The organism is Pseudomonas sp. FBCC-B545, assembly GCF_059134095.1.
In genome coordinates this window covers 2,208,449-2,233,885 of sequence record NZ_CP101441.1, presented here as the reverse complement: position 1 = coordinate 2,233,885, position 25,437 = coordinate 2,208,449, and the positions used below count along the sequence as shown (strand labels likewise).

Sequence of the window (25,437 nt, the reverse complement as noted above, 5' to 3'; positions counted from 1 at the left end):
TCAAGGGAGGGGCTCGCGGGGATGGGAAATCAGGGGTAACCGCTTGCCGTAGAGGCTCAGGGTCTGGGTGCGCCCGTCCAGGGCGAAACGGGCGTATTGCGGGGTCAGGTGTTCCAGGCGCCAGCCGTTGGGCAGGGTCTGGCCCAGGCGTACCGTCAGCGCCGGGCCATCGGCTTGCTTGAGCATGGCCATTTGCAGGTTGCCGGTGATCATGATGCCGCTGAGGGTCAGGTTGGCCAGGCTTGCCACCCGCACCTTGCCCATCACCCGGTCCGGGCGGCGGTCCGGGCTGAACAGCGGTGCTTGCCAGGTGGCAGCCAGATCCGGCAACGCCAGCGCAGGAGCGGCTTGCACACTGACGGAGGGCTGCGCAGGCACCGGCGCTGCGGGCAGCCACCGCGGTTCGTCGCCGATGCTGCTGAGGATCACCGCCATCAACAGCCCTAATAAGCCGGCCAGGCCGAGCAAGCTCCATTCCAATGGGCGTAGTGAGCCGATCATGGCGTCACCCGCGCAGGTTGCAGGTAACCACGCACCAGCAGCTGCACCGTCAGCTTGCCCGCCCCGCCAGTGGACGGCGCCTGTTTGCTGCGGCGAATGCGCAGCTCATCGACAAACAGAAACGGCGGCTGATATTCCAGCGCATGCAGGATCGCGGTCAGCGGTTCGATGGCGCAGTTGAGCGTGAGGCTGACCTTGACCTGGCGGTAAGGCTCGCTGTCGTCCTGTTCGGCAGTGATGGGTTTGCGTTGGGTCAGGGTGCAGCCGCCGCCAAGGTTGGCGTGGCTGTTGATCAGGTCGGCGAGGCGCTGCATCAGGTCGGCAGCGACCACATCGGGATCATCGCCGGGCAACAGGCTGGCGCTGCTGGCCGGGTCTAGCCGCGCCCGCTCAAGCTGCTCGCGCAACGCATCGCCCTGGCGCAATACGTTGGCGTAGCGTTGCTGCTGTTCACGCAATTGTTCGGCTTGTTCGCCCATGGCCCGCAGCGGCCCGGCAAACCAGCTGTCGATCAACAGCCAATAGGCCGCACCGAGCACCACGGCGAGAATCAACAAGGCCCCGCCGCGACGTTCACAGGGTGTGAGGGGTCGGCGCATCGGCGGCCTCCTGGCGTAAGTGGGCACGCAAGGCAAACTGGTCCTTGCCGGTGCGCGCATCGGGTTGGATCACCCCTTCGAACTGAGCATTTTCCAGGCGTCGGCAGGCTTTGATGCGGGTGATCAGGCCACTGGCCTTGGCACTCTGGCCAGAGAACGTCACCTCGCCCTCCTTGACGGCCAACTGGTCAAGCCAAGTGTCGGCGGGCAGGCAGGTGGTCAAGTCGTTCAGCAGTGCGGCCAGGGGCGGCTGTGCCAGTTTGCGCTGGGTGAGGTACTGTGCTGCGCCGCGGGTATTGAGCAGTTGCTGGCGTACCGCGTGCACCTGGGCGACCTGGGCTTTTTGCTGCTGTACGGTGGCGTGCATGGTGTCGAGTACGCGCTGGCGGTCGTTGAGCCATAGCAGCATCGCGGCGATCAGTAAGGCGCCGCACAACCACGGCAAGCTGCGCTGCAACTGCTTTCCGGCTGGACGTTGGCGCGGGCGCAGCGGCGCCGGCAGCAGGTCGATGCCCAGGCCCGCCACGTCCACGCGGTGCGGATGCAAGCCAAGGGCGGCGCAGTCACTAAGGATCTGGTCCAGGCGCTCGCGCAGGATCGCCACCAGTGTTACCTCAAGGTGACTGGACGTGCGCCGCTCCTGGCGAGCCACGAAGTACAGCTGCTCGGCGTCGAACGGGGTGTAGCGGTCCAGTTCATAGCCGACCACCTCCGTGAGGTTGCGCGCGGCAGCCAGGGGCAGTTGCACGCGTTGCTGCAACACCATGTCGTGGGCGAGCATCAGCACCTGGCGTGCATTGCCCGGCGCAACCGGTGCTGTCAGCGGCCAATGATGGACCTGCTCAGGTGGCTCTTGCAGGGCCAGCCACTTCGGCACACAGCCGCGCAACTCTGTGAGCCACAGCTGCCAGCCTTGTTGCAACAGGCTGCCGCGCCACTGCCTGGCGATAGGTTCGAGTCGATTCATTCTTGCCACCGCACGACCCGATAGGGCTGTGCGCTGTCCTCCGCGGGGCTCAATAAGACGGTGAGTTGCAGGCGCGCCTGATAGCCGCCGGGGCGTTCGGCGCGGCTGTCGATTTCCAGCACCTGGCCAGGGTCGACGCCCTCGGCGTTTTGGCGCGGCAGGTTCAGTGCCTTGCGCATCAAGGCGCTGGCGAAAGCCGGATCGGGTCGGTCCAGGTCGCTCCACAAGGTGAGTTCCGGCACCAGTTGGCTGTAGAGTGCCTGGGTCATACCGGGCAGTTGACGTACTTCTTCCAGCACCCGAAACGGTGCCAGGCCCTGTTTACGACGGGCCTCGAGGGCCTTGACCAATTGTTGGGCCTGGGCCGGTGTAGCACCGCAGGCCAGGGCCAGGCGCAGCAGGTCCTCGGTATGGACGTTGACCAGGTACAGCTTGCCGCGCTCACTGCGCAGGCGCACCTGTAGGCGGGCGTCGTCGAAGGTCAGCGCGATAGTGCGCCCATCCGCCACCCAATGCCCATCAGCCATGACCTGGGCGATCCCGGCTTCGGCAGCCAGCAGCGTCTGAGTGTGCTGGCGATGCCACAGCGCCTGGCGGCTTTCCAGCTGTACCCAACCCGCCAGACCGCCGAGCAACACGCTGAGCAAGGCCAGCACCCACAGCACCAGCAACAGCGCCGCACCGCGTTGGCGCCTCATTCCTCAATACTCGCGCTGGACAGGTTCAGGCGCAGGGCAATCACCTGGGTCACCCACGGCACCGGCCCGTTGACGCTGGCGTCGACGCGCACCGCAGCGGGCAACCGCTTGGGCCAGGGCCATGTGCTCAGCCAGCCGGTGGGCTGGCCCAATGGCGAGACACCACGAAAACTGAATCGCAGCGCCTCGACGTTATGCAGCAGCACCTGGGGATCGTCGCGCAGGGGATGTTTGTGCGATTCCGGCTGCGAGAACGCCACCTGCAGATCCTGCTCGACCCGTTGCAGGGTAAAGCGCTGGATGCCACCGCCGAGCACGCCGGGCAAGGTCGACACAAACTGCAAGCGCTCTGGCGTCGCGATAAAAAACCCATCGGCCTGGCTGTCGTCTTCAGCAACATCCAACGGCAGCGCCTCGCTGATGGCGGTGCGCAAGAACTGTTGGGCGGCGCGCATTTCATCCAGGCTGGCGGTATAGCCCTGGGCCTTGGCTACCGCCCGGTTGGCCCCGAGCAACGCACCGCCCACCAGCAGCACCAATACCGAGAGCAGGCTGAGCACCACGAGGATCTCCAGCAAGGTGAAGCCCTGCTCGCGGCGCTTCACAGGCGTGCCTTCAAGGTGCTGAAACGGGCCTGGTGCGAGCCTTCGCGCAGGCTCAGGTCGAGGCGAAACAGACGGGGCTGTTGTCGCGTGCTGGTCAACTGCCAATGGATGCCATCGAGTTCGCCCTGGCGGGTGCCCTCGGTCAACGGGCCGGCCGCTTCCTGGTCGAGCACCGTGAGCGCAGCATGGGTGAGCCGGTCGCTCCGGGCCACTTGCGATAACGAGCGCGCACTCTGGCCGAAGGCAACCAGCAACACACTGCTGCACACCGCCATCAACGTCAGGGCGGCGAGCATTTCCAGCAAGGTAAAGCCGGCCTGGTACTTCATGGCAGCGCCTTGGACTGCACGCTGCCCGTGAGCCAGCCAATGTCGATACGCCAACGCCGCGTGCCGTTGGCCAGCAACAGGTTGCCGCCGGTGGAGCTGCCATCGGGGTAGAACACCACGGCGGCGCCCGCCGCCTCGGCACTGTGCAACGTCACCTGCAACTGGGCCGGCCAGTGTTGCGGCGCACGCCCTGGGGCCTGGAAGCTCAGGCCCTGGAGGTCGAACTCGGTGCGTGCCGCCTGGCCGCTGATAATCGCCCCCGCCCGCGTGGTGCGCAGTGCCTCGACCATCTGCCCGACCACCCGGCGCTCCTGGGCCACCTGCAGCCCCTGGCGCACCCCGAACGCCAGCAACCCGGCCGCGATGCCGATCAATACAAGCACCACCAGCATCTCCAGCAGGGTAAAGCCGCGCTGGGTCATGGGCGGGTTATTCCCAGTTGCCCAGGTCGGCACTGTAGCCCTCACCGCCGGGCTGGCCGTCCTGGCCGTAGAAGACCAGGTCGAAGGCGCCGTGCTCACCGGGGAAGCGATAGCCGAAGCCATGGCCGAACGGGTCTTTCAATTCCGAAGGCTTGGCATAGGGGCCAGCCCAGCTGGAGGCGTTGGCAGGCTTGTCCACCAACTGTTGCAGGCTGTTGGGTGGCGCACCCACGTCCAGGGCGTAACTGTCGATCTTCATGCTCAAGCTGGCCAGTTGCGCTTTGCCCGCGCCGTATTTGCCCTTGTCCACATTGCCGCCGACCTGGCGCACCACAATGGTCGCGACGATACCCAGCAGCACGATCACCGCGAGCATTTCCAATAGGGTGAAGCCGCGTTGGCGATGCCTGGTTTTCATTGATTCAACTCCATGAAGGTTCATATATGGCTGGTAAGGCTCATCAGCGGCAGCATGATCGCGAGCATGATCACCGCCACCAGCACGGCCATGACCACGGTCAGGGTCGGCACCAGCGCCGCGAGCAGACGTTCGATTGCGCGTTTGGCTTCGATGTCAAAGATGTCGGCGACCTTGAGCAGCATGCTGGGCAGTTCACCGGCTTGTTCGCCGACCTCGATCATTTGCAGGGCCAACTCCGGCAGCAGCGGCTGGCGGCCAAACGCATCGGCAAGTGTGCCGCCGCCTTTGACCCGTTGCGCCGCCAGCGTCACTTGCGCCTGCAGTGCACGATTGCTGCAGACCTGCCGGGCGATGACCAACGCCGGCAGCAACGCCACGCCATTGCTGAGCAAAGTGCCGAGGGTGCGGGTCAGGCGGGCAGCTTGTACCCGTTGCAGCAGCGGGCCGATTACGCGCACGCCCAACAGACGACGGTCAAAACGTTCGCGCCGACCGGGGTCGCGCAGGCGTGCTGCCAGGGTCCATGTACTAATCAACAAGCCGGCCAGCAACACCAGGCCATGGGCGCCCAGAAACTCGCCAAGCCCCAGGATCACTTGGGTAATAAGCGGAATCGGCACGCCCAGGTCCTGGAAGATCGGCACGAATTGCGGCACCACATAAGCCAGCAACAGCGCCAGCGAACCCAGCACGCCGACCACCAGGAACGCCGGGTAGATCAGTGCGTTGATCACCTCGCCACGCAGTAACTGACTGCGTTCCAGATAATCGCTGAGCTGGCGCAGGGTCGCTTCCAGCGCCCCACCGGCTTCACCGGCGCGCACCATGCTCAGGTACAGCGGGGAAAACGTACCGCCCTCTTCCTCCAACGCGACCGACAACGGCTTGCCGGCCTTGACCTGCTCGCGGATACGTTCGATCAATGCCCGCACCTGGGGTTGGCCAGGTTGCTTGAGCAGCAGGCCCAGCGAGCGCTCAAGGGGCTGGCCAGCGCCGAGCAGCGTGGCCAGCTGCTGGGTGAAACTCACCAGCGCGGCGCCTTTCAACTGCCCGCGTGTCTTGTGCAACAAAGGGCTGCCCGCCGTTTCGATGTGCAGCAGCAACCAGCCACGTTTGTGCACGGCGGCGACGGCGGCGGCCTGGTCAGCGGCGTGCAGCGTACCGCTCTGGGCAACGCCCTGGCTGTCCAGGGCGCGGAATTTGAACAGGCTCACACGTCCTCTCCACGGGTCACGCGCAGCACTTCTTCCAGGGACGTGACGCCCGCCAGCGCCTGGCGCAAACCGTCTTCATTCAAGGTGCGCAAACCGCCGCGGCGGGCAGCCTGCTCAAGGGTGGCGGCGTCGGCGTGGCGCATCAGCAGGCTGCGCAATTCGTCGTTCATCACCAGCAATTCGGTGAGCGCGCTGCGGCCGTGGTAATCGCCACGGTAGAGCAGGATCGGACGTTGCTCGGTCAATCGATCCAGGCCATGTTCCTGGATCAATGCCGGCGGCGCTTCGAAGGCCACCCGCGTGGCCGGGTCCAGGCGCCGCACCAGGCGCTGGGCGAGAATGCCGCTGACGGTGGAGGCAATCAGGTAGCTCTCCACGCCCATGTCGAGCAAGCGCGTGATACTCGCGGCAGCGCTGTTGGTGTGCAGGGTTGAAAGGACCAGGTGCCCAGTGAGGGAGGACTGCACGGCGATGCGACAGGTTTCCAGGTCACGGATTTCGCCGATCATGATCACGTCCGGGTCCTGGCGCACGATGGCGCGCAGCACTCCGGCAAAGTCCAGGCCGATGGCCGGCTTGACCTGGATCTGATTGATCCCTTCGAGCTGGTATTCCACCGGGTCTTCCACGGTGATGATCTTGCGTTCGCTGGTGTTGAGCCGCGACAAGGCGGTGTAGAGCGTGGTGGTTTTGCCCGAGCCGGTGGGCCCGGTCACCAGCAGGATGCCGTGGGGCCGTTCGAGCAGGTCGAGGAAGGCCGCCAGGCGCTGGCCGTCAAAACCCAGGCTGGGGAAGTCGAACTGCACGGTTTGCCGGTCCAGCAGGCGCATCACCACCGATTCGCCAAAGCTGGTGGGCACCGTGGACACGCGCAGGTCCAGTTCCTTGCCCTGGATGCGCAGCATGATGCGCCCGTCCTGGGGCAGGCGCCGTTCGGCAATGTCCAGGCGCGCCATGATTTTCACCCGCGAGATCACCGCCGCCGATGAACTGGCGGGCGGCGCTTCGGCCTCGTGCAGCACACCGTCGATGCGATAGCGCACCTTGAACTGGTTTTCGAAGGGCTCGATATGGATGTCCGAAGCGCGCTGTTCCACCGCACGTTGCAGGATCAGGTTGACCAGGCGAATCACCGGCGCTTCGGACGCCATGTCCTTGAGGTGCTCGATGTCTTCAAGGGCGCCGTCCTGCTCGTCGAGATTCTCGATCAGGGTGCCCATGGCGGAACGGCCCTGGCCGTAATAGCGTTCGATCAGTGTGTCGACTTCATTGCGCGGGCCGACGGCCAGCCACACCGGCACCTGACAGGCATAGGCCAGGGCCTGGAACGGATACAGCTGCGCCGGGTTGGCGGCCAGTACGCGCAGGCCACCTTCACTCCAGCCCATGGGCACCACTTGGTAGTGCCGCATAAAGCGCTCGGTCAAGACCGGCAGCGGGTCAAGCAGCGGCGGCGCGGCGTCGGCCATCAGCAAGGGCGCATCCAGCAGATCGGCCCAGGCACGCGCCAGCTCGACCTCGGAAACCAAGCCCAGACGCGTCAGTAACCCCAGCAGGTCGCGGGGGTCAGTGGATAAGCGCTGGGCGCGCTCCAGGTCGAGGGATTTGAGCCCGGCATGCTGCATCAGCCACGTGCACACCTGGTCGGTGTGCGGGATAGGCAGCTTGCAGGCATCAATGGGGGCTGACGACATCATCTAGGAATATCTAAGATTGCGAAAAGTATGGCTATTTGGAACTACCGAACAATGCCATTAGTTCGCCACAGCCCATACGGGAGTTAGCCGGGGGTATCGACTGGAAGTTATAGCGCTAGTTCCGGATCACGGGAGAATTAAATACAAAACATTGCCAAACGCACTGATATAGAGCGTTAGCAGCCAATAGCCACTAGTTGCAATTAGCCATACTTCTTATTAATTCAGGCACTTTCCCGTTCAATTAACCGGCAATGCAAGAAGATCGTGTCGGGCCTGCTGGCTTGGCCCATCAGCGGATGGGTATCTACACAACTTCAGGTGCACCGCAGGCCCCTGTGGGAGGGGCGGTGCGACGATTCGACTTGCTCCCGATGGCGGCCTGGCAGCCCACCAGGATGTTGGAGTTAGCGACTATTGTTTTGTCGCCAAGACAAAACGGTGCACGAGGCCACCAGCCACTGCGCCAAGCAAAGGCATCACCCAGAACACCCACAACTGGGCCATCGCCCAATCGCCCTGGAACAGCGCCACACCCGTACTGCGCGCCGGGTTAACCGACGTGTTGCTTACAGGAATACTGATCAGGTGAATCAAGACCAGGGCAAACCCGATGGCCAGCGGCGCAAAACCCGCCGGCGCCTGTTTATCGGTGACGCCCAGGATGGTCAGCAGGAAAAACGCCGTGAGCACAAACTCGGTGACCGCTACCGACAGCAACGAGAAGCCCCCGGGTGAATGCTCGCCATAACCATTGGTGGCAAACCCCGCCGTTACATCAAACCCGGCCTTGCCGCTGGCGATCAGGTACAACACCCCGGCCGCCGCAATCGCGCCCAGAACCTGAGTGAGGATATAGGGCACCACATCCTTGCCATCAATACGCCCAGCGGCGAGCAAACCCAAGGTGACCGCCGGATTGAAATGCCCGCCGCAAATATGGCCGACGGCGTAGGCCATGGTTAATACCGTCAAGCCAAATACCAATGCCACGCCTACAAAACCAATGCCCAACTCAGGAAATGCGGCAGCCAACACAGCACTGCCGCAACCACCCAGTACCAACCAGAATGTACCGAAGAACTCGGCGGCTAGACGTTTTGTCATCGGGAAACTCCTTGAAGTAGGTCAAAGAGTTGGAGCCTAACAACCGGGTATCGGGGTTGGATGTGGGAAATTTCCTTGGCGCGTGTCTATGCGGTTTCCAGCGCCACTGAGGTGCTTGCCGCTTTCGGCGCCCTGCCGAGCATAGACACCGGGATAGCCAGGATCAGCCCGCCACTGACGAACAGACACAGGGCCAACACATAGGTGCCATTGTTGATGTTGCCGGTGAGGTTCTCAGCCACTGCAGTGATCATCGCCCCGGTGAACCCCGACAGGTTGCCGATGGCGTTGATCATGCCAATGCCGGCTGCAGCCGCTACGCCCGACAACAAGGTCCCCGGCAGGGTCCAGAAAATCGGCATCAGGCTGAGAATCCCGGAGGCGGCGACGCTCAGGAAGAGTACGGACAACACCAGGTTGTCGGCGAAGAAAGCGCTGAAGATCAAGCCGCCCCCACCGATAAAGGCAGGTATGGCCGCGTGCAGGCGCCGCTCGCCGGTACGGTTGGAGTGTCGAGCGTTGAGCAGCATCACCACCGTGGCGACCGCATAGGGTATGGCGGTCAGGAAGCCAATGTGCAAACTGTTGGTGATACCGCTGCTCTTGATAATCGAGGGCATCCAGAATGCCAGGCCGTAGAAGCCCGTGTTGAAGGTCAGCAAAATCAACACCAGCAACCACACCTTCGGGTTGAAGAACACCTCACTCAAACGCGTCGCCTTGCCGTGGTTATCGGTTTGCAGGTTGGCCTTGAGCAGGGCTTTTTCCGCCGCTGAAAGCCACTTGGCCTTGTCGATGTTGTCCGCCAGGCAAACGATCACGATGAAGGCCATGATGATCGACGGAAGACCCTCGATGATCAGCATCCACTGCCAACCCGACAGGCCGTGCACGCCCTGCATGCTGTTCATCAGCCAACCGGACAACATGCCGCCCAGTGTCAGGCTGATCGGCATGGCCATCAGGAAGCCGGACATCACGCGGCTTTGCCGGTGCGTTGGAAACCAATAATTGAGGTACAGAATCACGCCGGGGAAGAAGCCGGCTTCACACACACCCAGGAGGAAGCGCAACACATAAAACATGCTGCTTGACTGGATACCAAAGAACCCCGCCAGCGGCACGGTGTAGGCCACTGCCATGGAGATCACTGCCCAACTGAGCATGATCCGGGCGATCCAGAATCGTGCCCCGAAGCGATGCAGCAGCAGATTGCTGGGGACTTCGAAGAGGAAATACCCCCAGAAAAACATACTGGCGCCCAACGCATAGACCGTGTTGCTGAACTGCAGCTCATTGAGCATATCCAGTTTGGCAAAGCCGATGTTGACCCGGTCCAGGTAGGCTGCCATGTAACACAAGAGCAGGACGGGAAGGATGCGCCAGATGACTTTGCGGTAGGTCTGGTTTTCAAAGTCGAGTTCGCGAGATGGCGCCTGCGCGGGCGAATGCTCGGATATGGTTTGCATGAGGTAACCCCTGGGCATATGGATATGCCTGATTATTTTTATCGAATGGGTCAAGCCGAATGAGCACTCATCCGGCAGTGCAGCCGTTATTACAGTGACTGGGCCGTGTGTTCTCCATTGACCAGGCGCATCAGCCCCAAGGGATTGCTGTTCTTCAAGGCGTCGGGAAGCAAGCCATCGGGGAAGTTCTGGTAGCACACCGGCCGCAGGAACCGATCGATGGCCAAGGTGCCTACCGAGGTGCCACGGGCATCGGATGTCGCCGGCCAAGGCCCGCCATGGACCATGGCATCGCAAACCTCCACCCCGGTCGGGTAACCGTTGATCAGCACCCGCCCAACTTTTTGCTCAAGCACGGCCACAAGGTCAGCACACTGCTCGAGTTCAGCCGGCTCACCGATCAGGGTGGCTGTCAGTTGGCCGCGCAAACCCTGCAAGGCTGCCAACAGTTCAGCCCGATCAGCCACTTCCACCACCACCGTGGCCGGGCCGAAGATTTCTTCCTGCAGCATGACATTGCTCGTCAGAAGCAGCTCGACATCGGCCTGGAACAACTGCGCGCTGGCCTGATTACCCTGCCGTACGTGCCCGGCCAAATGGTTGATCTGCGGATGCTCCAGCAAGGCTTCACAGCCCTGGACATAGCTGCGCAGGCCATTGGCATTGAGCATGGTTTGCCCCGGCTGATCGGCCAGCAATGTACTCAGCGTTTGCACGAAGCGGCTGAATGCCGCTGAGCGAATGCCGATGACCAAGCCAGGATTGGTGCAGAACTGCCCTGCCCCCATGACCACCGAAGCCGCCAGCTCGGTCGCGACACGCTCGCCCCGTACCTGCAAGGCTTCCGGCAATACCACTACCGGATTGATGCTGCTCATCTCGGCAAACACCGGGATCGGTTGCGGGCGCGCAGCCGCCATGTCACACAGCGCCCTGCCGCCCTTGAGTGAACCGGTGAAGCCGACGGCTTGAATCATGGGGTGCTTGACCAAAGCTTCTCCCACACCGGCACCGAAGACCATGTTGAACACGCCTCTGGGCATGTCGGTCTGCTCGGCGGCCCGGATGACGGCTTCGGCCACCCGCTCCGCGGTCGCCATGTGCCCGCTGTGGGCCTTGAATACGACCGGGCAGCCCGCGGCGAGCGCGGCAGCGGTATCACCGCCTGCGGTGGAGAATGCCAGCGGAAAATTACTCGCGCCGAATACCGCTACCGGGCCGAGGCCCAAGCGGCACTGGCGCAGATCGCCCCTGGGCAAGGGTTGGCGGGCGGGCAACGGCAAGTCGATACGCGCTCCGTAAAAGCCGCCGTGGCGCAGGGCCTGGGCGAACAGGCGCATCTGGCCACTGGTGCGGGATCGTTCACCCTGAATACGCGCCGCCGGCAATGCAGTTTCCTGACAGACAAGGGCCACGAAGTCATCGCCCAAGGCGTCCAGTTCACTGGCTATGGCCTCCAGAAATTGCGCCCGGCGCACGGCCGACAGATTGCGAAAGGCGGGATAAGCCCGGGCAGCCGCCACGGCAGCGGCATCCACTTCCTCGACCGTGGCCTGGACGAAACCTGTGGGCAGTGGTTGCCCGGTGGTAGCATCAACGCTGTGCAGCAACACCGACCCGGCAGCGCTGCGGCCACCGGCGATAAAGTTGTATCCGGACAGTTCGGGCATGAGAGTCTCCTGACCCAGATGGGCATCTGGTGGGTACTCTACTGCCGCCAAACGATTCTTTCCCAATGGCATTTGTTGATTATCCGATAACGATCCGTTATCGCAACAACCGCCATTTTTCGCCCCTTAACCCGGTTGATCCCTGGCCAGGCGTGCGTTTTCCTTGAGTATTTCGGCGAACTCCAGTGCCGCCCCTACCAGTTGTTCGCCTTTGCGCGTGAGAATTCCGTAGTCCTGCGGCACCAAGTGCAGCGGGGTGTCGAGCGTCTTCAATTGGCCGCTTTCGAGCAGCGGGTTGACCATGGCGCTGGGCAGCATCCCGATCATCGGCCCGCGCTGCAAGACCTGGAGGAAGGTCTGCATGGAAATGGTGTCAATGGTGTTGCGTGGCATCCCGACCCCGGCTTCGGCAAAGGCTTGTTCCATGCGACCACGAATCGGTGTGCCGACCGGATAGAGAATCCACGGCAAGTCCACCAATTGTTGCAACGAGAGGCGGCCGGCGTCCGCCAGCGGGTGACGACCGTTAACCACGATCGAGAACGGTTCGGGGGCCAAGGGCTCGAAGTCATAGCGTCGCTGCTGGCTTTGATCGGTAAACCGGGCCACCGCAAGGTCCAGCTGCTTCTCTTCAAGCATCTCCATCAGGCGATTACTGGTCTGCTCCACTACTTCAATCGAAAGCAGCGGCCAGCGCTGTTTGATCTGCAGGACCGCTTCGGGCAAAGCCGCCGCCGTTGCGGCAAAAATCCCGCCGACCTTGAGGGAGCCATGACCGCCCTCGCGCAGGCTGCTGATTTGCTCGACAAACGAACGCGCGTCGTTCAAGGCAATCTGCGCATAACGCAGCACGTGCTCACCCAGGGCGGTCGGCGGCATGCTGCGCGGCAATCGTTCGAACAGGGCGAAGCCGAGCAGGCTTTCGATTTCCTTGAGCATCTTACTGATGGCCGGCTGACTGAGGTTCATCTGTTGCGCCGCCAGGTGCATGTTGCGCGTGCGTCCCAACGTATCGATCAACACAAGATGACGGAATTTCAGCCAGCCGCAGAAGCTGGAGAAGGACAGATCGGACATGACTATTCCCTGGGCTACTAATAACCTGACGTTATCAAATACTGAATATATCTCATTGGAGTTTATCGACTCGCCGCCCTAGCGTGAAGGCTTTACGAACCAGGAAAATTCGCCATGCCGTTATTGCTGACTCCCGAAAATACCCTGCCGGTCGATGGTATGGCCGCCACCCTGATCGGCCGCGCATGGGTGCCAGGCAGTATCGCGGGCCCCTCGCCGATAGTGCTGCGCAGCGACGGTGTGTTTGATCTGTCGGAGCGTTTTGCAACACTGAGCGACCTGCTGGAAACGCCATCTCCACTGGCGGCCGTAAGGCAGACGCCCGGCACCTTCATCGCCAGTGTCGAAGCGCTGCTCGCCAACACTGGCCCCGCTCCCGATCCGTCCAGACCCTACTTGCTGCCGCCCCTGGACTTGCAAGTGATCAAGGCCGCCGGGGTCACGTTCGCCGCCAGCATGATCGAGCGCGTGATCGAGGAGCAGGCCGGCGGTGACATGGCAAAAGCCGAGGCTGTGCGCGCCACCGTCCGCAGCGTAATTGGCGACAACCTGCGCTCGATCGTACCGGGCTCGGAGCAAGCCATGCGTCTCAAGGCATTGCTGATCGAACGGGGGATGTGGTCGCAATACCTGGAAGTCGGCATTGGCCCGGATGCGGAGATCTTCACCAAGGCACCTATCCTCGCGGCGGTGGGAAGCGGTAGCCACATCGGCATTCATCCCGGCTCGCAGTGGAACAATCCGGAACCCGAAGTGGTGCTGGCGGTGAACAGCCGTGGCCAGATCCACGGCGCCACCCTGGGCAACGACGTCAACCTGCGCGATTTCGAAGGCCGCAGCGCGCTGTTGCTGAGCAAGGCCAAGGACAACAATGCCTCCTGCGCCATTGGGCCGTTTATTCGCCTGTTCGACGAACACTTCGGCCTGGATGATGTGCGGGCCTGCGTGGTCGATCTAGAGGTACAAGGCGAAGACGGTTATCGGCTGCAAGGCTCAAGCTCCATGAGTCAGATCAGCCGCGACCCACAGGACCTGGTGGGTCAGACGCTCAACGCCAATCACCAATATCCCGATGGTTTTCTGCTGTTTCTCGGTACGCTGTTCGCCCCCACTGAAGACCGCGATCAGGCCGGCAGCGGTTTTACCCACAAGCTGGGCGACCGCGTCCGTATCAGCAGCCCGTTGCTCGGTAGCCTGCATAACCAGGTGACCCACAGCTCTGCCGCTACCCCCTGGACATTTGGGGTCGGCGCCTTGTTGCGCAATCTGGCGTCCCGCGGCCTGCTCGCCCGCTGAATCCCAACCGATTGTCGATTCAGCCAATAATGACAAGAGAGAAATGAATCATGAATGAAATGCCAAAACGTCGCCTGCGCAGCGAGCAATGGTTCAATGACCCTGCCCACGCGGACATGACTGCCCTGTATGTTGAACGCTACATGAACTACGGGATGACCCGCGAAGAACTGCAATCGGGACGCCCGATCATCGGCATCGCCCAGACCGGCAGCGACCTGACCCCCTGCAACCGTCATCATCTGGAGTTGGCGCAACGCGTCAAGGCCGGTATTCGTGATGCCGGCGGCATCCCCATGGAGTTCCCGGTGCATCCGATCGCTGAGCAATCGCGTCGGCCCACGGCCGCACTGGACCGTAACCTGGCGTATCTGGGGTTGGTGGAGATCCTCCACGGTTACCCGTTGGACGGCGTAGTCCTCACCACCGGTTGCGACAAAACCACGCCGGCCTGCCTGATGGCTGCCGCAACCACCGACCTGCCCGCCATTGTCCTGTCCGGCGGCCCGATGCTCGACGGTCACCACAAGGGCGAGTTGATCGGCTCCGGCACCGTGCTCTGGCATGCGCGCAATCTGATGGCCACCGGCGAAATCGACTACGAAGGCTTCATGGAGATGACCACGGCGGCCTCGCCGTCCGTTGGGCACTGCAACACCATGGGCACCGCCCTGTCGATGAATGCGTTGGCCGAAGCCTTGGGGATGTCATTGCCTGGCTGTGCGAGCATTCCCGCGCCCTACCGTGAGCGCGGGCAAATGGCCTATGCCACCGGCAAGCGCATTTGCGAGCTGGTCCTGCAAGACGTAAGGCCGTCGCAGATCATGACGCGTGAGGCATTCGAGAACGCGATCGCCGTCGCCTCGGCACTCGGCGCATCCAGCAATTGCCCTCCGCACCTGATTGCGATCGCCCGGCACATGGGCGTCGAACTGAGCCTGGATGACTGGCAACGGATTGGCGAGGACGTGCCGCTGCTGGTCAATTGCATGCCGGCGGGTAAGTACCTCGGCGAAGGCTTCCACCGCGCCGGCGGGGTGCCGGCCGTGATGCACGAACTGCAAAAAGCCGGGCGTCTGCATAAAGACTGCGCGACGGTAAGCGGCAAGACCATCGGCGAAGTCGTCAGCAGTGCCATGACCAGCAACGCCGATGTGATCTACCCCTTTGAAACACCGCTCAAGCACCGCGCCGGCTTCATCGTGCTCAGCGGCAACTTCTTCGACAGCGCCATCATGAAAATGTCGGTGGTGGGCGAAGCGTTTCGCAAGACCTACCTGTCCGAACCCGGCGCAGAAAACAGCTTCGAGGCCCGGGCGATCGTGTTCGAAGGGCCAGAGGACTACCACGCCCGCATCGACGACCCGGCGCTGGATATCGACGAGCGCTGCATCCTGGTCATCCGCGGTGTGGGCACCGTGGGCTACCCCGGCAGTGCAGAAGTGGTGAACATGGCGCCTCCCGCCGCCCTGATCAAACAAGGCATCGACTCCCTGCCCTGCCTGGGCGATGGGCGCCAAAGCGGCACGTCGGCAAGCCCGTCAATTCTCAACATGTCCCCCGAAGCAGCGGTAGGCGGTGGCTTGGCGCTGCTCAAAACCAACGATCGCCTGAAGGTCGACCTGAACACACGCACGGTCAACCTGCTGATAGACGAGGCCGAGATGAGCCGGCGTCGACTCGAGTGGACGCCGAACCTCCCACCCTCCCAGACACCCTGGCAGGAACTGTACCGGCAACTGGTGGGACAGCTTTCTACAGGTGGGTGTCTGGAGCCTGCAACTCTGCATCTGCGCGTGATTGCCCGCAGTGGTGAGCCGCGACATTCGCATTGACAAGCGAGCGAGGGCATAGCCGCCCCGCTTGAGAAGCCAACGCAGAAAAGCCCAGCAGACATGCCGGGCTTTTACCGTTTAATCAAATAGGCGTCAGGCGTTTTATTGCTGATCAAAGGCCAGGGTCTTTGCGAACGCAATGCCGGTGCGATTGGCAAGGAATGCTCCGGACACCGAACGTTTGCGCGGCGCCCCACCTCCATTACCCCTTGCTCAATTTAGGTATGGCGATGCGACTACCGGCCTTGATTTCGCGCAAAGCCAGGCTCGACTGAATAGACGCGATACCCACCTGCCGCCTCAGCACTTGCTCGATAAAGTCGCTATAGCTATCAAGATCCTCTGCCAACACCTGGAGCACGTAGTCGGCGTCACCGGTGATCTTGTGGCAGGCCAATACCTCTGGCAATTGCGCAATCACTGCCTCGAAGGCGTCCGGAGCGTGATCGGCGTGGGTAGAAAAGCGGATGTGCACGAATGCCATGATATCCAGCCCCAGCATTCTTCGATCAAGGGTTGCCTGATAACCCTTTATCACCCCCGCCTCCTCCATTCTCTTGCGCCGTCGCCAGCAAGGCGTGAGGCTCAACGAAAGTCGCTCACTGAGTTCGGCGTTGGAAATGCTCGCGTCCTCCTGCAATAACTCAAGAATGGCCAGATCAGTCTCATCGAGGCTGATACGCCTGGATATATTTTTCTTCATTACGTCATTTCCGAGTTAAATCACCCGATAAATATAGAGAATCCCGAAAACAAAGCAAAGAAATCGCGCCCTTACCAGAACAGAATATTTTCACTGGCTCACATTAACGGATGCGCAGAATGTTTACAGTTTTCAGTGATTCCCACCGTCTGCACCATGGCACTGAATTGAAGGATGGCGTGCTCAAGCCGTCGTTCGAGCAGCCCAGTCGGGCCGACACCGTTCACAACCGTGTCAAGCAAGTAGGCCTTGGCCAGATAGTCGAACCCCGCGTGTTTGACCGGTCGTGCTACGTCAACGCGCACAGCGAGCGCTACGTGAGCTTCCTGGAAAGCGCGTGGTCAGAATGGTGCGCGACAGGACGCACTCATGATGCATTGCCACTGGTATGGCCTGTACGCGATTTGGCCAACGACCAGGTGCCAACCTTTATTGACGGCAAACTCGGCTTTTATGCAATGGATGCCGGTTCACCCATCACCGCCACCACCTGGCAGGCGGTCAAGACCAGTGCCGATATCGCACTGACAGGTCTGGCACTTATCGATGAAGGCCACGACAGCGCCTTTGCCCTCTGCCGTCCGCCGGGCCATCACGCGGCGCGTGAATACATGGGGGGTTACTGCTATCTCAACAATGCGGCAATTGCCGCACAGCAGGCGATCACCCAGGGCGCCAAACGTGCCGCGGTACTCGACGTCGATTTTCATCACGGCAACGGCACCCAGAACATTTTTTACCAGCGCAATGATGTCATGTTCGTCTCGCTGCACGGCGAGCCAAGCGTGTCCTATCCGTACTACTCAGGGTTCAGCGGTGAGGTCGGTGCCGGCCGTGGCGAAGGGTTCAACCTCAATTACCCATTGCCGAAAAACACCGCCTGGGACAGCTACCGCGACGCCCTGCTTCACGCCTGCAAGAAACTTCAGCAATTCGCGCCGGAAGTATTGGTGATCTCATTGGGCGTCGACACCTTCAAGGACGATCCCATCAGTCATTTCCTGCTGGAAAGCGAGGATTTCATCGGGATTGGCGAGCTGATAGCGAACGTTGGTTGCCCCACCCTCTTCGTGATGGAAGGCGGCTACATGGTCGATGAAATCGGAATCAATGCGGTGAACGTATTGCATGGCTTCGAGAGCAAACGCGCCTGAACGCCCCCGGCCAAAGCCGCCTATATGCGCACGGCCAGTTCACCTGTAAGTGACGCCACAGGCATGTGCAGGGGGACGTCATCACCCAGATAAACCAATGCCGTCACCCGCCATTGCATCCTGACAGTGGCGCTGGATACCCACTTTTCTGCCAAAACTCAAAAACATAAGATCAAGAGGTTTTGAAATGAAATCGAATTCATCAGAGCGGGTTGAACAACCCACGCTGCAGCGCACGCTCAGCAATCGTCACATCCAGCTAATGGCAATGGGCGGCGCCATTGGTACAGGTTTGTTCATGGGCTCCGGAAAGATCATCGCCCTCTCCGGCACCTCGATCATCCTCATCTACATGATCATTGGCCTGTTCGTTTACTTCGTCATGCGTGCCATGGGCGAAATGCTGCTTTCCAATTTGAATTTCAGAACCTTTGCCGATTTTGCCGGCGCTTACCTGGGACCTCGCGCCGCATTTTTTCTCGGCTGGTCGTATTGGCTGAGCTGGTGCGTTGCCGTGATCGGCGATGCCGTCGTCGTTGGTGGCTTTTTCCAGTACTGGTTCCCCCATCTGCCTGCCTGGATACCGGCTATCGGGATGCTGGCGACACTGTTTGCCTTGAACGTACTGACGGTCAGGCTTTTCGGTGAAGTCGAATTCTGGTTCGCGATCATTAAGATCATCGCCGTCGTGACGCTTATTGGGGTCAGCATCGTGCTGATTGCCAGCTCGTTCGTATCCCCCAATGGCGTTACCGCGTCCCTGAGCCATCTAGTGAACAAGCAGGCTGCATTCCCTAACGGTTTGCTTGGTTTTTTTGCCGGTTTTCAGATGGCGATATTCTCATTTGCCGGCACCGAGCTGATCGGCACCGCTGCGGCAGAAACCCGGTCTCCGGAGAGGACCTTACCCAAGGCAATCAACTCGATTCCGTTGCGAATCATCCTGTTCTACGTGTTGGCATTAGGCTGCATTATTGCGGTAACGTCCTGGCAACAGGTGTCACCTGTAAAAAGTCCTTTTGTCGAACTTTTCCTCGTCGCCGGCTTTCCCGCAGCTGCCGGCATCGTTAACTTCGTGGTGCTGACATCCGCCGCTTCATCGGCCAACAGTGGCGTATTCTCCTCCAGCCGTATGCTGTTCGGGCTGGCGAATCAGGACAATGCTCCGGGTATTTTTCGGCGACTGTCGAGCAACAGCGTGCCTCTGCTGAGCCTGGCCTTCACCACGCTGTTGATGCTGCTGGGCGTACTCGTGCTGTTCATCGTTCCGGAAGTCATGACGGCCTTCACCATCGTTTCCACTGTGTCAGCGATTCTGGTGATCTTCACGTGGTCGACCATCCTCGTGTCCTACATCGCCTATCGCAAAAAGCGTCCTGAGCTTCACGCAAAATCTGCTTACAAGATGCCAGGTGGCGTGCCAATGGCATGGCTTTCACTGGCTTTTATGGGTTTCGTTCTGTGCCTGCTGGCATTGAGACCTGACACCCGCGTTGCCTTGATGGTCATGCCAGGATGGTTTATATGGCTGGCCGTTGCTTATCAGCTAACGCGCAGCAGGCGTGACACAGGAAGATCAACGCAGGCTGCGATCTGAGCCGCAGGGGGCCGAAAGCTTTTGAGAATCGTCTCATTCCTACCCGAGCCCCACGTCTCTATGTTTGTCACAATGAAACTCAAGACGTACCTGCACCAGATCAATCCCCTCCTCTCCACCCCAAACGCCGCACGCCGTTTACTGCGCATTTTCGGTGTGGTGCTGCTCGTTGGCATATTGAGCGGTGTCTATAGTTTTCTGCTGCTGACGTTCAATGCCGAAGTGTCGCGCAGGCGCAGCCATATGAGCAGTGCGATTGCCGAGGCACATACGTTTTTCACCACCCGTGAAGCCGGTAGCGAAATACGCCGGTCCGAGGATCTTTAACGACCAACCGAAGCGGTCGGCTTTGTTCGCGTGTTAGCACCAACTAGCGAGCAAAGGGGCGGTTAATCTATTTGCCGCTCCGTCGCGTACCTCTGAAACCGTTAATACCCAAACAATGACTTGTTCTCCAGGTATTCTTCAAACCCCAACTCGCCCCACTCCCGCCCATTACCCGACTGCTTGTAGCCTCCAAACGGCGCTGCCTGGTCGGCCCGGGCGCCGTTGAGATGGACCATGCCGGTGCGCAATTGCCGCGCAACCCTACGGCTGCGTTCAAGACTGGTCGAGGCGACGTAGCCTGACAAGCCATAAGGGCTGTCGTTCGCGATGGCTATCGCCTCGGCTTCGCTGTCGTACGGTATGATCGCCAGGACCGGGCCGAAGATTTCTTCCCGCGCCACGAGCATGTCCGGGGTGACGTCGGCAAATACCGTAGGTTGCACGTAGTACCCGCGCTCAATCCCCCGTGGTCGTCCCAGTCCTCCGGCGATCAATCGCGAACCCTCGGCGATGGCCTTAACGATCATGGCCTGAACCCGTTCAAATTGCAGGGCGTTCGCCACAGGGCCGATGGCGCAGGTCGGCTGACTGTCGTCGAAACACACCTGCGCCAGCACTTCCCGGACGATATCAATCACAGCCTGTTGCTGCGCGCGCGGTACTAGCAGGCGCGTCGGCGCATTGCACGACTGGCCGCTGTTACGGATGCACGCCTGTAACCCGTGACGCACCGCGCTAGGCAGATAGGCGTCGTCGAGCAGAATATTCGCGGATTTGCCGCCCAGCTCCTGGGACACACGCTTGACTGTATCGGCCGCCGCCTTGGCCACTGCGATGCCGGCGCGGGTCGAGCCGGTAAACGACACCATATCCACCTCGGCATGGCTGGCCAGCGCAGCGCCAACCACCGGCCCATTACCGTTGACCAGGTTGAACACCCCCTTCGGCACCCCGGCCTCATGCAGGATTTGCGCGACGATATGCGCCGACAACGGCGCACACTCACTTGGCTTGAGTACGACGGTGCAGCCCACCGCCAGGGCGGGTGCGAGCTTGCAGGTGAGTTGATTGAGTGGCCAGTTCCAAGGGGTAATCAGGGCGCACACACCGATAGGCTCACGCACCACTAGCGTCTGGCCGACGCGGCGTTCGAAGCGGTAATCGCGTAGCACTTCCAGCGCCTGCACCAGATGGCCCAGGCCTGCCGGCACATGTGCACTGCGGGCCAGGGACAGCGGCGCGCCCATTTCCAGGTGAACCGCTTCGACCAGCGCTTCGCTGTGGAGTTTGTAGGCCTGGATAATGCGTTGCAGCAGGTCGACACGCGCCTCAAGCGAACTTGCTGCGAACCCGGCAAACGCTTGCCTGGCCGCGCCGACTGCGCGGTCCACATCGTGGCTGTCGCCAAGGGTGATGCGCGCAACCACCTGCTCGGTGGATGGATTTACCACGGGCTCAATGGCCGTGCCGTGAGGCTTGACCCAGGCACCGTCAATATAGAACTCAAACAGATCCGACATACCTTGGACTCCCTTCAGGCGACGTGTTTCAGGGCACTCGCCAGGGTTTCGAACACCTGGGCGATCTCCTGCGGGCTGATGACCAGCGGCGGCGAAATCACAATGGTGTCACCCGAGCCGCGCACCAGCACGCCGTTGTCGAAGCACCACTGCGCAACCTCGCTGCCACGCGCGCCGGGGAAACCAGGACGCGGCTCGAGCTCCACCGCGCAGAGCAAACCGATCGCGCGTACGTCCAGCACCGCGCCGATGCCTTGCAGCGCGAGTGCGGTCGACTGCCACAGCCCACTCACCGCGTTGACGTGCTGGTTGATGCCCAATTCACGATGCACCTCCAGGGTCGCCAACCCGGCCGCACACGCCAGTGGGTGCGCGGAATAGGTGTAGCCGTGCATCAGTTCGATGACATTCTGCGGCCCGGCCATGAACGCTTCATACACCGCGCCACTGACCAGCACGCCGCCCATGGGCACGGCGCCGTTGGTCAGGCCCTTGGCGGTGGTGATCAGGTCCGGCAGCACGCCAAAGGCTTGCGCGGCAAAGGGCGCGCCGACGCGGCCAAAACCGGTGATTACCTCGTCGAAAATCAACAGCACGCCGTGCCGTGTGCAAATCTCGCGCAAGCGTTGCAAATAGCCTTGGGGCGGCGCATAAACCCCGCCGGAGCCGGTCACCGGCTCGACAATCACCGCGGCCACGGTGCTCGGGTCCTGGATATCCAGCAGTTGTGTCAGCGCATCAGCGTAACTGGCGCCCTGCTGCGGCTGCCCAACGCTGAAACGCATGCCCGCGTCATAGGGCAATGGCAGGTGCGAGACCTCCCCCAGCAGCGGGCCAAAGTCACGTTTCTGGCGACCGATACCGGATACTGACAGCCCACCGAAGCCCATGCCATGGTAGCCTTTGGCACGCCCGATAAATTTGGTCCGACGGCAATCACCACGCGCCTGGTGATACGCCCGCGCGATCTTCAACGCAGTATCCACCGCTTCAGATCCGGAGTTGGTGAAGAACACCTGCTCCATACCGGCGGGGCTGATGTCGATCAGGCGCTCGGCCATTTCCAGGGCCTGGGGATGGCTCATCTTGAACGACGAGACAAAGTCCAGGCGCCCCGCCGCTTCGCGAATGGCTTCGACTATTTTCGGCTGGCCATGCCCGGCGTTCACGCACCACAGCCCCGCCATTGCGTCGAGTACGCGGCGCCCATCGGTGGTGGTGTAGTGCATACCGTCGGCGCTGGCGAACATCATCGGTTGTTGCTGGAACTGGCGCATCGGGGTAAATGGCGCCCAGAACGCGCCGCGCGCGGAAACTGAAGGGTTGGAAAAATCGTTCATGGCGACTCCTGCGAAGCGATGGTTGGATGGCCGGCCAGCGTCGGGCGCTGCAACGGGCCTGCGTTTACGTTGACGCTGCGGTCCACGTACAAGGTGCCGTGTTCGATACGGCAGGTGACCCGATCACAAAACGCCGTCTCGACAAACTGCCAGGTCATGCTCAACACCCGGTCTTCGGTCCAGCGCGCCTGCGCCACCACGGGGGTGAGTTCCGGCTGGTATTGGTGATGCAGATAGTGGCCGGTCATGCTGGTCTGGGTTTCGATGCCGGCGCTCAACCCGGCCCGGATGCAATGGGTGCCACGGGGGTCGGTGAGGTAAAAGTCACAATACTCAGGCCCGAACTCCAGGCGCACTTCGCTGACCTGGTCTTCGTTGGCCTGCATGGCAAACGTAGTGCTGAATTCAGCCTGGCGCGGCGAGCTCGCGGCGCCAGACATGACTGGCCGTTGTTGATGGGCCAGCAGCGCCGCCAGCGCGGCATCCGCCGAGCCTTCGCTGGGTACGTCCAGCGCCGGCAAAAGATGCTCCCAGAGCAGGCTGTGCAAGCGCCGCTCGCCCAGGGCGAGTCCCGCGGTAAACGCAATCACCGCGTTATGGCGCGGTAGCACAATGCACTGCTGGCCAAACACGCCGGAGGCGTAATACCCACCGTGCAGGGTCATCCACCACTGGTAGCCGTAGCCTTCGCGGCGCGTGACAGCCGCGCCGCTCGACTCGTCGCGACTCAGGTAGCGCTTGCCATCGAAGGCGCCCATCCATACATCATCGACGTGCCCACGGGTCGCTTCGGCCACCCATTCTCGGGACAGCAATTGCTGCCCCTGCCAATTGCCGTGTTGCAAGTGCAACACGCCGAATTTGAGCAAGTCTTCGGTGCGGCAACTGAGGCCATTGCCACCGGTGTTGAAACCGCCAGGAGCCAGATCCCACTCGATGGGGCCCATGCCCATGGGTTGGAAGATACGTGCGTTGCACAGCTCGAACGCCGTCTGGCCGCTGACTACGCTGACAATCGCCGAGAGCATGAAGCTCGACGCACTGCTATAGATAAACCGGTGCCCTGGCGGGTCTTCGACCGGCTCATTGAGGAACAACCGCACCCAACTGTCACTGCGCCCGCGCCAGGCGCCACCAGAAATGCCCTGGCGATGGCCGGTGCGCATGGTCAGCAAATCCCGCACGGTCATGGCCGCCAGGTTGGCGCTGATGGATGCCGGGCAATCGGCGGCAAAAAAATCCACCACCTTGGCGTCCAGCGACAGCACGCCGTCATCCACCAACAGCCCGACGGCCATGGACACCCAGCTTTTTGTCGCCGAATGCTGGACATGCAGGCGTTCGGCGCAATAAGGCGCCCAAAACGCTTCGGCTACCACCGCGCCATCGCGGTACAGCATGAAGCTGTGCAACTCCAGGTCCGCAGCGTTCACCGCTTCGATGAAATCACTTACGCCACGCGCCGATACGCGTTGTTGACTGGGCAGTGCCCGCCGCAACGGCAAACTCGTCATCTGATCTATCCCCTCTTTCCACTGCTTGGGCGTGCAACAGGCTGTTCCTGTTGCACGCCATTACCGCTACCAGAGCGCCACGGTGTAGCCCAGGATCACTCTGTTTTCGTTGGTGTCACGGGCGAAGTTGCTCGTAGCGCTGGCGTTCTGCCAACGCAGCGAGACATCCTTGAAGGTGCCGCTCTGCACCACATAGCCGAGGCTCAAGTCCCTCTCCCACTCGCGTCCTTCGCCGTTGAAGCCGATGACCTTGGCGTTGTCGCCCTTGGCATAACGCGTCGAGAACAGCAGGCCCGGAATGCCCAGCAAGGCGAAGTCATAGTCATAGCGGGCATGCCACACGCGCTCGCCGGTTTGGGAGAAGTTGGCCAGTTGATACTCGGTGAACAGGTAGGTGTTGGTTCCGTCCACATAGGTGAACGGCGTCGAGCCGTACTGTTCCTGGTAACCGCCGCTGAGGTTGTGGCCGTAGAGGCCATAGCCGATGCGCGTACTCAACGCCCGGTTATCCACCTTGCCGGCCAGGCCTGCAGCGTCTTCACTGGCGCTGAAATAGCGGATATCGGTCTTGAACGTGCCCGGGCCCAACTTAAAGCTGTTTTTCAAGCCCAGGTAATGCTGTTGGTACAGGCTTTCCAGTTGCGCGAACTGGTAGGTCACAAAGGTCGTCGGCGTGAGTGCGTACTCGCCGCCGGCGTAGCGGAACTCATCGCTCTTGGCGCTGCTTTTGTAGGCGCCGTACTGGCTGGTAAGCCCCATATCCTCGTAGTGGGTTGAGTCGCGCTGCTTGACCTGGTCCAGTTGGCCGGCGGTCAGTGTCAGCTTGTCGATGTCCTTGGAGGTCACTGCGGTACCGCTGAAACTCTGCGGGAACAGGCGGCTCAGGTTCGGCTGCAGCGTCGGCAGGTCAGGCACCATGTAACCCACGCGCAACTCGCTTTTGGCCAGGCGCGCCTTGCCGGTGAGGCCCAGTTTTGAGTAGTTGTCATGGGCGCGGCGGGCGTAGCTGGGGGAGCCTGGCTCGGCCATGCTGGAGCGTGCCAGCAGCCCGGTGCCGGAGTTGGCCGGGCTCGAATCGAGCTTGATGCCCAACATACCCACCGCGTCCAGGCCAAAACCCACGGTACCGTCGGTAAAGCCCGACTCGAGTTTGAGGATAAAACCCTGCGCCCATTCGGCACGTTTGTTCTGCCCGCTGGACTCGCGGTAGTCGCGGTTGAAGTAGTAGTTCTTCAACTCCAGCGCCGCTTTGCTGTCGGCGACGAAGTCGGCCTGGGCAAACAAGGGCATGAAACCGGCGCCCATGACGCTGGCACTAGCGACAACTTTGTTGATGCGGTTATTCATGTGTAGGTTCCTGGCAGACAGGTTGAGT

At 61.5% G+C, this 25,437-nt stretch carries 23 protein-coding genes and 1 pseudogene; 5 read left to right on the top strand and 19 right to left on the bottom strand.

Annotated features, from left to right (window positions below; genetic code table 11):
• The 14 genes from NMB39_RS10420 to NMB39_RS10355 all read right to left on the bottom strand — a co-directional run bounded on the left by NMB39_RS10420 (position 1) and on the right by NMB39_RS10355 (position 12,776).
• Complete coding sequence (locus NMB39_RS10420) at positions 1-501, bottom strand: type II secretion system protein, XpsN-like (RefSeq protein WP_494339301.1); 501 nt, start codon at positions 499-501, stop codon at positions 1-3.
• Positions 498-1,100, bottom strand: coding sequence for a type II secretion system protein GspM (gspM, locus tag NMB39_RS10415; protein ID WP_494339302.1), 603 nt, complete (start codon positions 1,098-1,100; stop codon positions 498-500). The genes NMB39_RS10420 and gspM overlap by 4 nt, the downstream gene beginning before the upstream one ends.
• A complete protein-coding gene (locus NMB39_RS10410; protein WP_494339303.1) occupies positions 1,075-2,067 on the bottom strand; it encodes a type II secretion system protein GspL in 993 nt (330 codons plus the stop codon). The genes gspM and NMB39_RS10410 overlap by 26 nt, the downstream gene beginning before the upstream one ends.
• On the bottom strand, positions 2,064-2,765 hold the full coding sequence (locus NMB39_RS10405) for a type II secretion system minor pseudopilin GspK (RefSeq protein WP_494339304.1): 702 nt from the start codon (positions 2,763-2,765) through the stop codon (positions 2,064-2,066). Before NMB39_RS10405 ends, NMB39_RS10410 begins: the two co-directional genes overlap by 4 nt.
• Complete coding sequence (locus NMB39_RS10400; protein ID WP_057024973.1) at positions 2,762-3,370, bottom strand: type II secretion system protein GspJ; 609 nt, start codon at positions 3,368-3,370, stop codon at positions 2,762-2,764. The genes NMB39_RS10405 and NMB39_RS10400 overlap by 4 nt, the downstream gene beginning before the upstream one ends.
• Positions 3,367-3,699, bottom strand: a complete 333-nt coding sequence (locus NMB39_RS10395) for a type II secretion system protein (protein WP_057024974.1) — start codon at positions 3,697-3,699, stop codon at positions 3,367-3,369. The genes NMB39_RS10400 and NMB39_RS10395 overlap by 4 nt, the downstream gene beginning before the upstream one ends.
• A complete protein-coding gene (locus tag NMB39_RS10390) occupies positions 3,696-4,121 on the bottom strand; it encodes a GspH/FimT family pseudopilin (protein ID WP_057024975.1) in 426 nt (141 codons plus the stop codon). Before NMB39_RS10390 ends, NMB39_RS10395 begins: the two co-directional genes overlap by 4 nt.
• Positions 4,122-4,128: 7 nt before the next feature.
• A complete protein-coding gene (gene gspG, locus NMB39_RS10385; RefSeq protein ID WP_124356208.1) occupies positions 4,129-4,539 on the bottom strand; it encodes a type II secretion system major pseudopilin GspG in 411 nt (136 codons plus the stop codon).
• 20 nt (positions 4,540-4,559) lie between these two features.
• Positions 4,560-5,756, bottom strand: coding sequence for a type II secretion system inner membrane protein GspF (gene gspF, locus NMB39_RS10380; protein WP_494339305.1), 1,197 nt, complete (start codon positions 5,754-5,756; stop codon positions 4,560-4,562).
• Complete coding sequence (gene gspE / locus NMB39_RS10375) at positions 5,753-7,450, bottom strand: type II secretion system ATPase GspE (protein WP_494340600.1); 1,698 nt, start codon at positions 7,448-7,450, stop codon at positions 5,753-5,755. The genes gspF and gspE overlap by 4 nt, the downstream gene beginning before the upstream one ends.
• Positions 7,451-7,867: 417 nt before the next feature.
• The gene (aqpZ, locus tag NMB39_RS10370) at positions 7,868-8,560 is read right to left on the bottom strand and encodes an aquaporin Z (protein ID WP_494339306.1); all 693 of its coding nucleotides are present in this window, start codon (positions 8,558-8,560) and stop codon (positions 7,868-7,870) included.
• An 86-nt stretch (positions 8,561-8,646) separates the two neighbouring features.
• The gene (locus NMB39_RS10365) at positions 8,647-10,029 is read right to left on the bottom strand and encodes an MFS transporter (protein ID WP_494339307.1); all 1,383 of its coding nucleotides are present in this window, start codon (positions 10,027-10,029) and stop codon (positions 8,647-8,649) included.
• A gap of 89 nt (positions 10,030-10,118) precedes the next feature.
• Positions 10,119-11,699 carry an aldehyde dehydrogenase (NADP(+)) gene (locus tag NMB39_RS10360; RefSeq protein ID WP_494339308.1) on the bottom strand — a complete coding sequence of 527 codons (1,581 nt, stop codon included), beginning with the start codon at positions 11,697-11,699 and terminating at the stop codon, positions 10,119-10,121.
• Between the two features lie 126 nt (positions 11,700-11,825).
• Positions 11,826-12,776 carry a LysR family transcriptional regulator gene (locus tag NMB39_RS10355; protein WP_057024982.1) on the bottom strand — a complete coding sequence of 317 codons (951 nt, stop codon included), beginning with the start codon at positions 12,774-12,776 and terminating at the stop codon, positions 11,826-11,828.
• Positions 12,777-12,890: 114 nt separating this feature from the next.
• Between NMB39_RS10355 and NMB39_RS10350 the strand changes: the two genes are divergently transcribed.
• Positions 12,891-14,072, top strand: coding sequence for a fumarylacetoacetate hydrolase family protein (locus NMB39_RS10350; RefSeq protein WP_059397223.1), 1,182 nt, complete (start codon positions 12,891-12,893; stop codon positions 14,070-14,072).
• A gap of 50 nt (positions 14,073-14,122) precedes the next feature.
• Positions 14,123-15,907 carry an IlvD/Edd family dehydratase gene (locus NMB39_RS10345; RefSeq protein WP_494339309.1) on the top strand — a complete coding sequence of 595 codons (1,785 nt, stop codon included), beginning with the start codon at positions 14,123-14,125 and terminating at the stop codon, positions 15,905-15,907.
• A 202-nt stretch (positions 15,908-16,109) separates the two neighbouring features.
• Here the strand turns inward: NMB39_RS10345 and NMB39_RS10340 are convergent, their stop codons facing one another.
• Positions 16,110-16,610 carry an Lrp/AsnC family transcriptional regulator gene (locus NMB39_RS10340; protein WP_057024985.1) on the bottom strand — a complete coding sequence of 167 codons (501 nt, stop codon included), beginning with the start codon at positions 16,608-16,610 and terminating at the stop codon, positions 16,110-16,112.
• A gap of 119 nt (positions 16,611-16,729) precedes the next feature.
• Between NMB39_RS10340 and NMB39_RS10335 the strand changes: the two genes are divergently transcribed.
• The 3 genes and pseudogenes from NMB39_RS10335 to NMB39_RS10325 all read left to right on the top strand — a co-directional run.
• Positions 16,730-17,764, top strand: coding sequence for a histone deacetylase family protein (locus NMB39_RS10335; RefSeq protein WP_057024986.1), 1,035 nt, complete (start codon positions 16,730-16,732; stop codon positions 17,762-17,764).
• A 187-nt stretch (positions 17,765-17,951) separates the two neighbouring features.
• Entirely contained in the window at positions 17,952-19,361 is a 1,410-nt protein-coding gene (locus NMB39_RS10330) for an amino acid permease (RefSeq protein ID WP_494339310.1), read from the top strand.
• Positions 19,362-19,433: 72 nt separating this feature from the next.
• Positions 19,434-19,655: pseudogene (locus tag NMB39_RS10325) on the top strand (hypothetical protein); the annotation flags it as partial.
• 134 nt (positions 19,656-19,789) lie between these two features.
• On the opposite strand, the gene NMB39_RS10320 reads toward NMB39_RS10325, so the two are convergent.
• The 4 genes from NMB39_RS10320 to NMB39_RS10305 all read right to left on the bottom strand — a co-directional run bounded on the left by NMB39_RS10320 (position 19,790) and on the right by NMB39_RS10305 (position 25,409).
• Entirely contained in the window at positions 19,790-21,208 is a 1,419-nt protein-coding gene (locus NMB39_RS10320) for an aldehyde dehydrogenase family protein (protein WP_494339311.1), read from the bottom strand.
• 14 nt (positions 21,209-21,222) lie between these two features.
• On the bottom strand, positions 21,223-22,548 hold the full coding sequence (gene aptA, locus NMB39_RS10315) for an omega-aminotransferase AptA (protein ID WP_494339312.1): 1,326 nt from the start codon (positions 22,546-22,548) through the stop codon (positions 21,223-21,225).
• Positions 22,545-24,062 carry a serine hydrolase domain-containing protein gene (locus NMB39_RS10310; protein WP_198721021.1) on the bottom strand — a complete coding sequence of 506 codons (1,518 nt, stop codon included), beginning with the start codon at positions 24,060-24,062 and terminating at the stop codon, positions 22,545-22,547. The genes aptA and NMB39_RS10310 overlap by 4 nt, the downstream gene beginning before the upstream one ends.
• Before the next feature lie 66 nt (positions 24,063-24,128).
• Positions 24,129-25,409, bottom strand: a complete 1,281-nt coding sequence (locus NMB39_RS10305) for an OprD family porin (RefSeq protein ID WP_494339313.1) — start codon at positions 25,407-25,409, stop codon at positions 24,129-24,131.
• Positions 25,410-25,437: the final 28 nt, after the last annotated feature.

Coding starts and splice junctions, on each gene's coding strand:
- NMB39_RS10420 (WP_494339301.1), bottom strand. CDS start 501: ATGATCGGCTCACTACGCCCATTGGAATGGAGCTTGCTCGGCCTGGCC.
- gspM (WP_494339302.1), bottom strand. CDS start 1,100: ATGCGCCGACCCCTCACACCCTGTGAACGTCGCGGCGGGGCCTTGTTG.
- NMB39_RS10410 (WP_494339303.1), bottom strand. CDS start 2,067: ATGAATCGACTCGAACCTATCGCCAGGCAGTGGCGCGGCAGCCTGTTG.
- NMB39_RS10405 (WP_494339304.1), bottom strand. CDS start 2,765: ATGAGGCGCCAACGCGGTGCGGCGCTGTTGCTGGTGCTGTGGGTGCTG.
- NMB39_RS10395 (WP_057024974.1), bottom strand. CDS start 3,699: ATGAAGTACCAGGCCGGCTTTACCTTGCTGGAAATGCTCGCCGCCCTG.
- NMB39_RS10390 (WP_057024975.1), bottom strand. CDS start 4,121: ATGACCCAGCGCGGCTTTACCCTGCTGGAGATGCTGGTGGTGCTTGTA.
- gspG (WP_124356208.1), bottom strand. CDS start 4,539: ATGAAAACCAGGCATCGCCAACGCGGCTTCACCCTATTGGAAATGCTC.
- gspE (WP_494340600.1), bottom strand. CDS start 7,450: ATGTCGTCAGCCCCCATTGATGCCTGCAAGCTGCCTATCCCGCACACC.
- aqpZ (WP_494339306.1), bottom strand. CDS start 8,560: ATGACAAAACGTCTAGCCGCCGAGTTCTTCGGTACATTCTGGTTGGTA.
- NMB39_RS10365 (WP_494339307.1), bottom strand. CDS start 10,029: ATGCAAACCATATCCGAGCATTCGCCCGCGCAGGCGCCATCTCGCGAA.
- NMB39_RS10360 (WP_494339308.1), bottom strand. CDS start 11,699: ATGCCCGAACTGTCCGGATACAACTTTATCGCCGGTGGCCGCAGCGCT.
- NMB39_RS10355 (WP_057024982.1), bottom strand. CDS start 12,776: ATGTCCGATCTGTCCTTCTCCAGCTTCTGCGGCTGGCTGAAATTCCGT.
- NMB39_RS10350 (WP_059397223.1), top strand. CDS start 12,891: ATGCCGTTATTGCTGACTCCCGAAAATACCCTGCCGGTCGATGGTATG.
- NMB39_RS10345 (WP_494339309.1), top strand. CDS start 14,123: ATGAATGAAATGCCAAAACGTCGCCTGCGCAGCGAGCAATGGTTCAAT.
- NMB39_RS10340 (WP_057024985.1), bottom strand. CDS start 16,610: ATGAAGAAAAATATATCCAGGCGTATCAGCCTCGATGAGACTGATCTG.
- NMB39_RS10335 (WP_057024986.1), top strand. CDS start 16,730: ATGTTTACAGTTTTCAGTGATTCCCACCGTCTGCACCATGGCACTGAA.
- NMB39_RS10330 (WP_494339310.1), top strand. CDS start 17,952: ATGAAATCGAATTCATCAGAGCGGGTTGAACAACCCACGCTGCAGCGC.
- NMB39_RS10320 (WP_494339311.1), bottom strand. CDS start 21,208: ATGTCGGATCTGTTTGAGTTCTATATTGACGGTGCCTGGGTCAAGCCT.
- aptA (WP_494339312.1), bottom strand. CDS start 22,548: ATGAACGATTTTTCCAACCCTTCAGTTTCCGCGCGCGGCGCGTTCTGG.
- NMB39_RS10310 (WP_198721021.1), bottom strand. CDS start 24,062: ATGACGAGTTTGCCGTTGCGGCGGGCACTGCCCAGTCAACAACGCGTA.
- NMB39_RS10305 (WP_494339313.1), bottom strand. CDS start 25,409: ATGAATAACCGCATCAACAAAGTTGTCGCTAGTGCCAGCGTCATGGGC.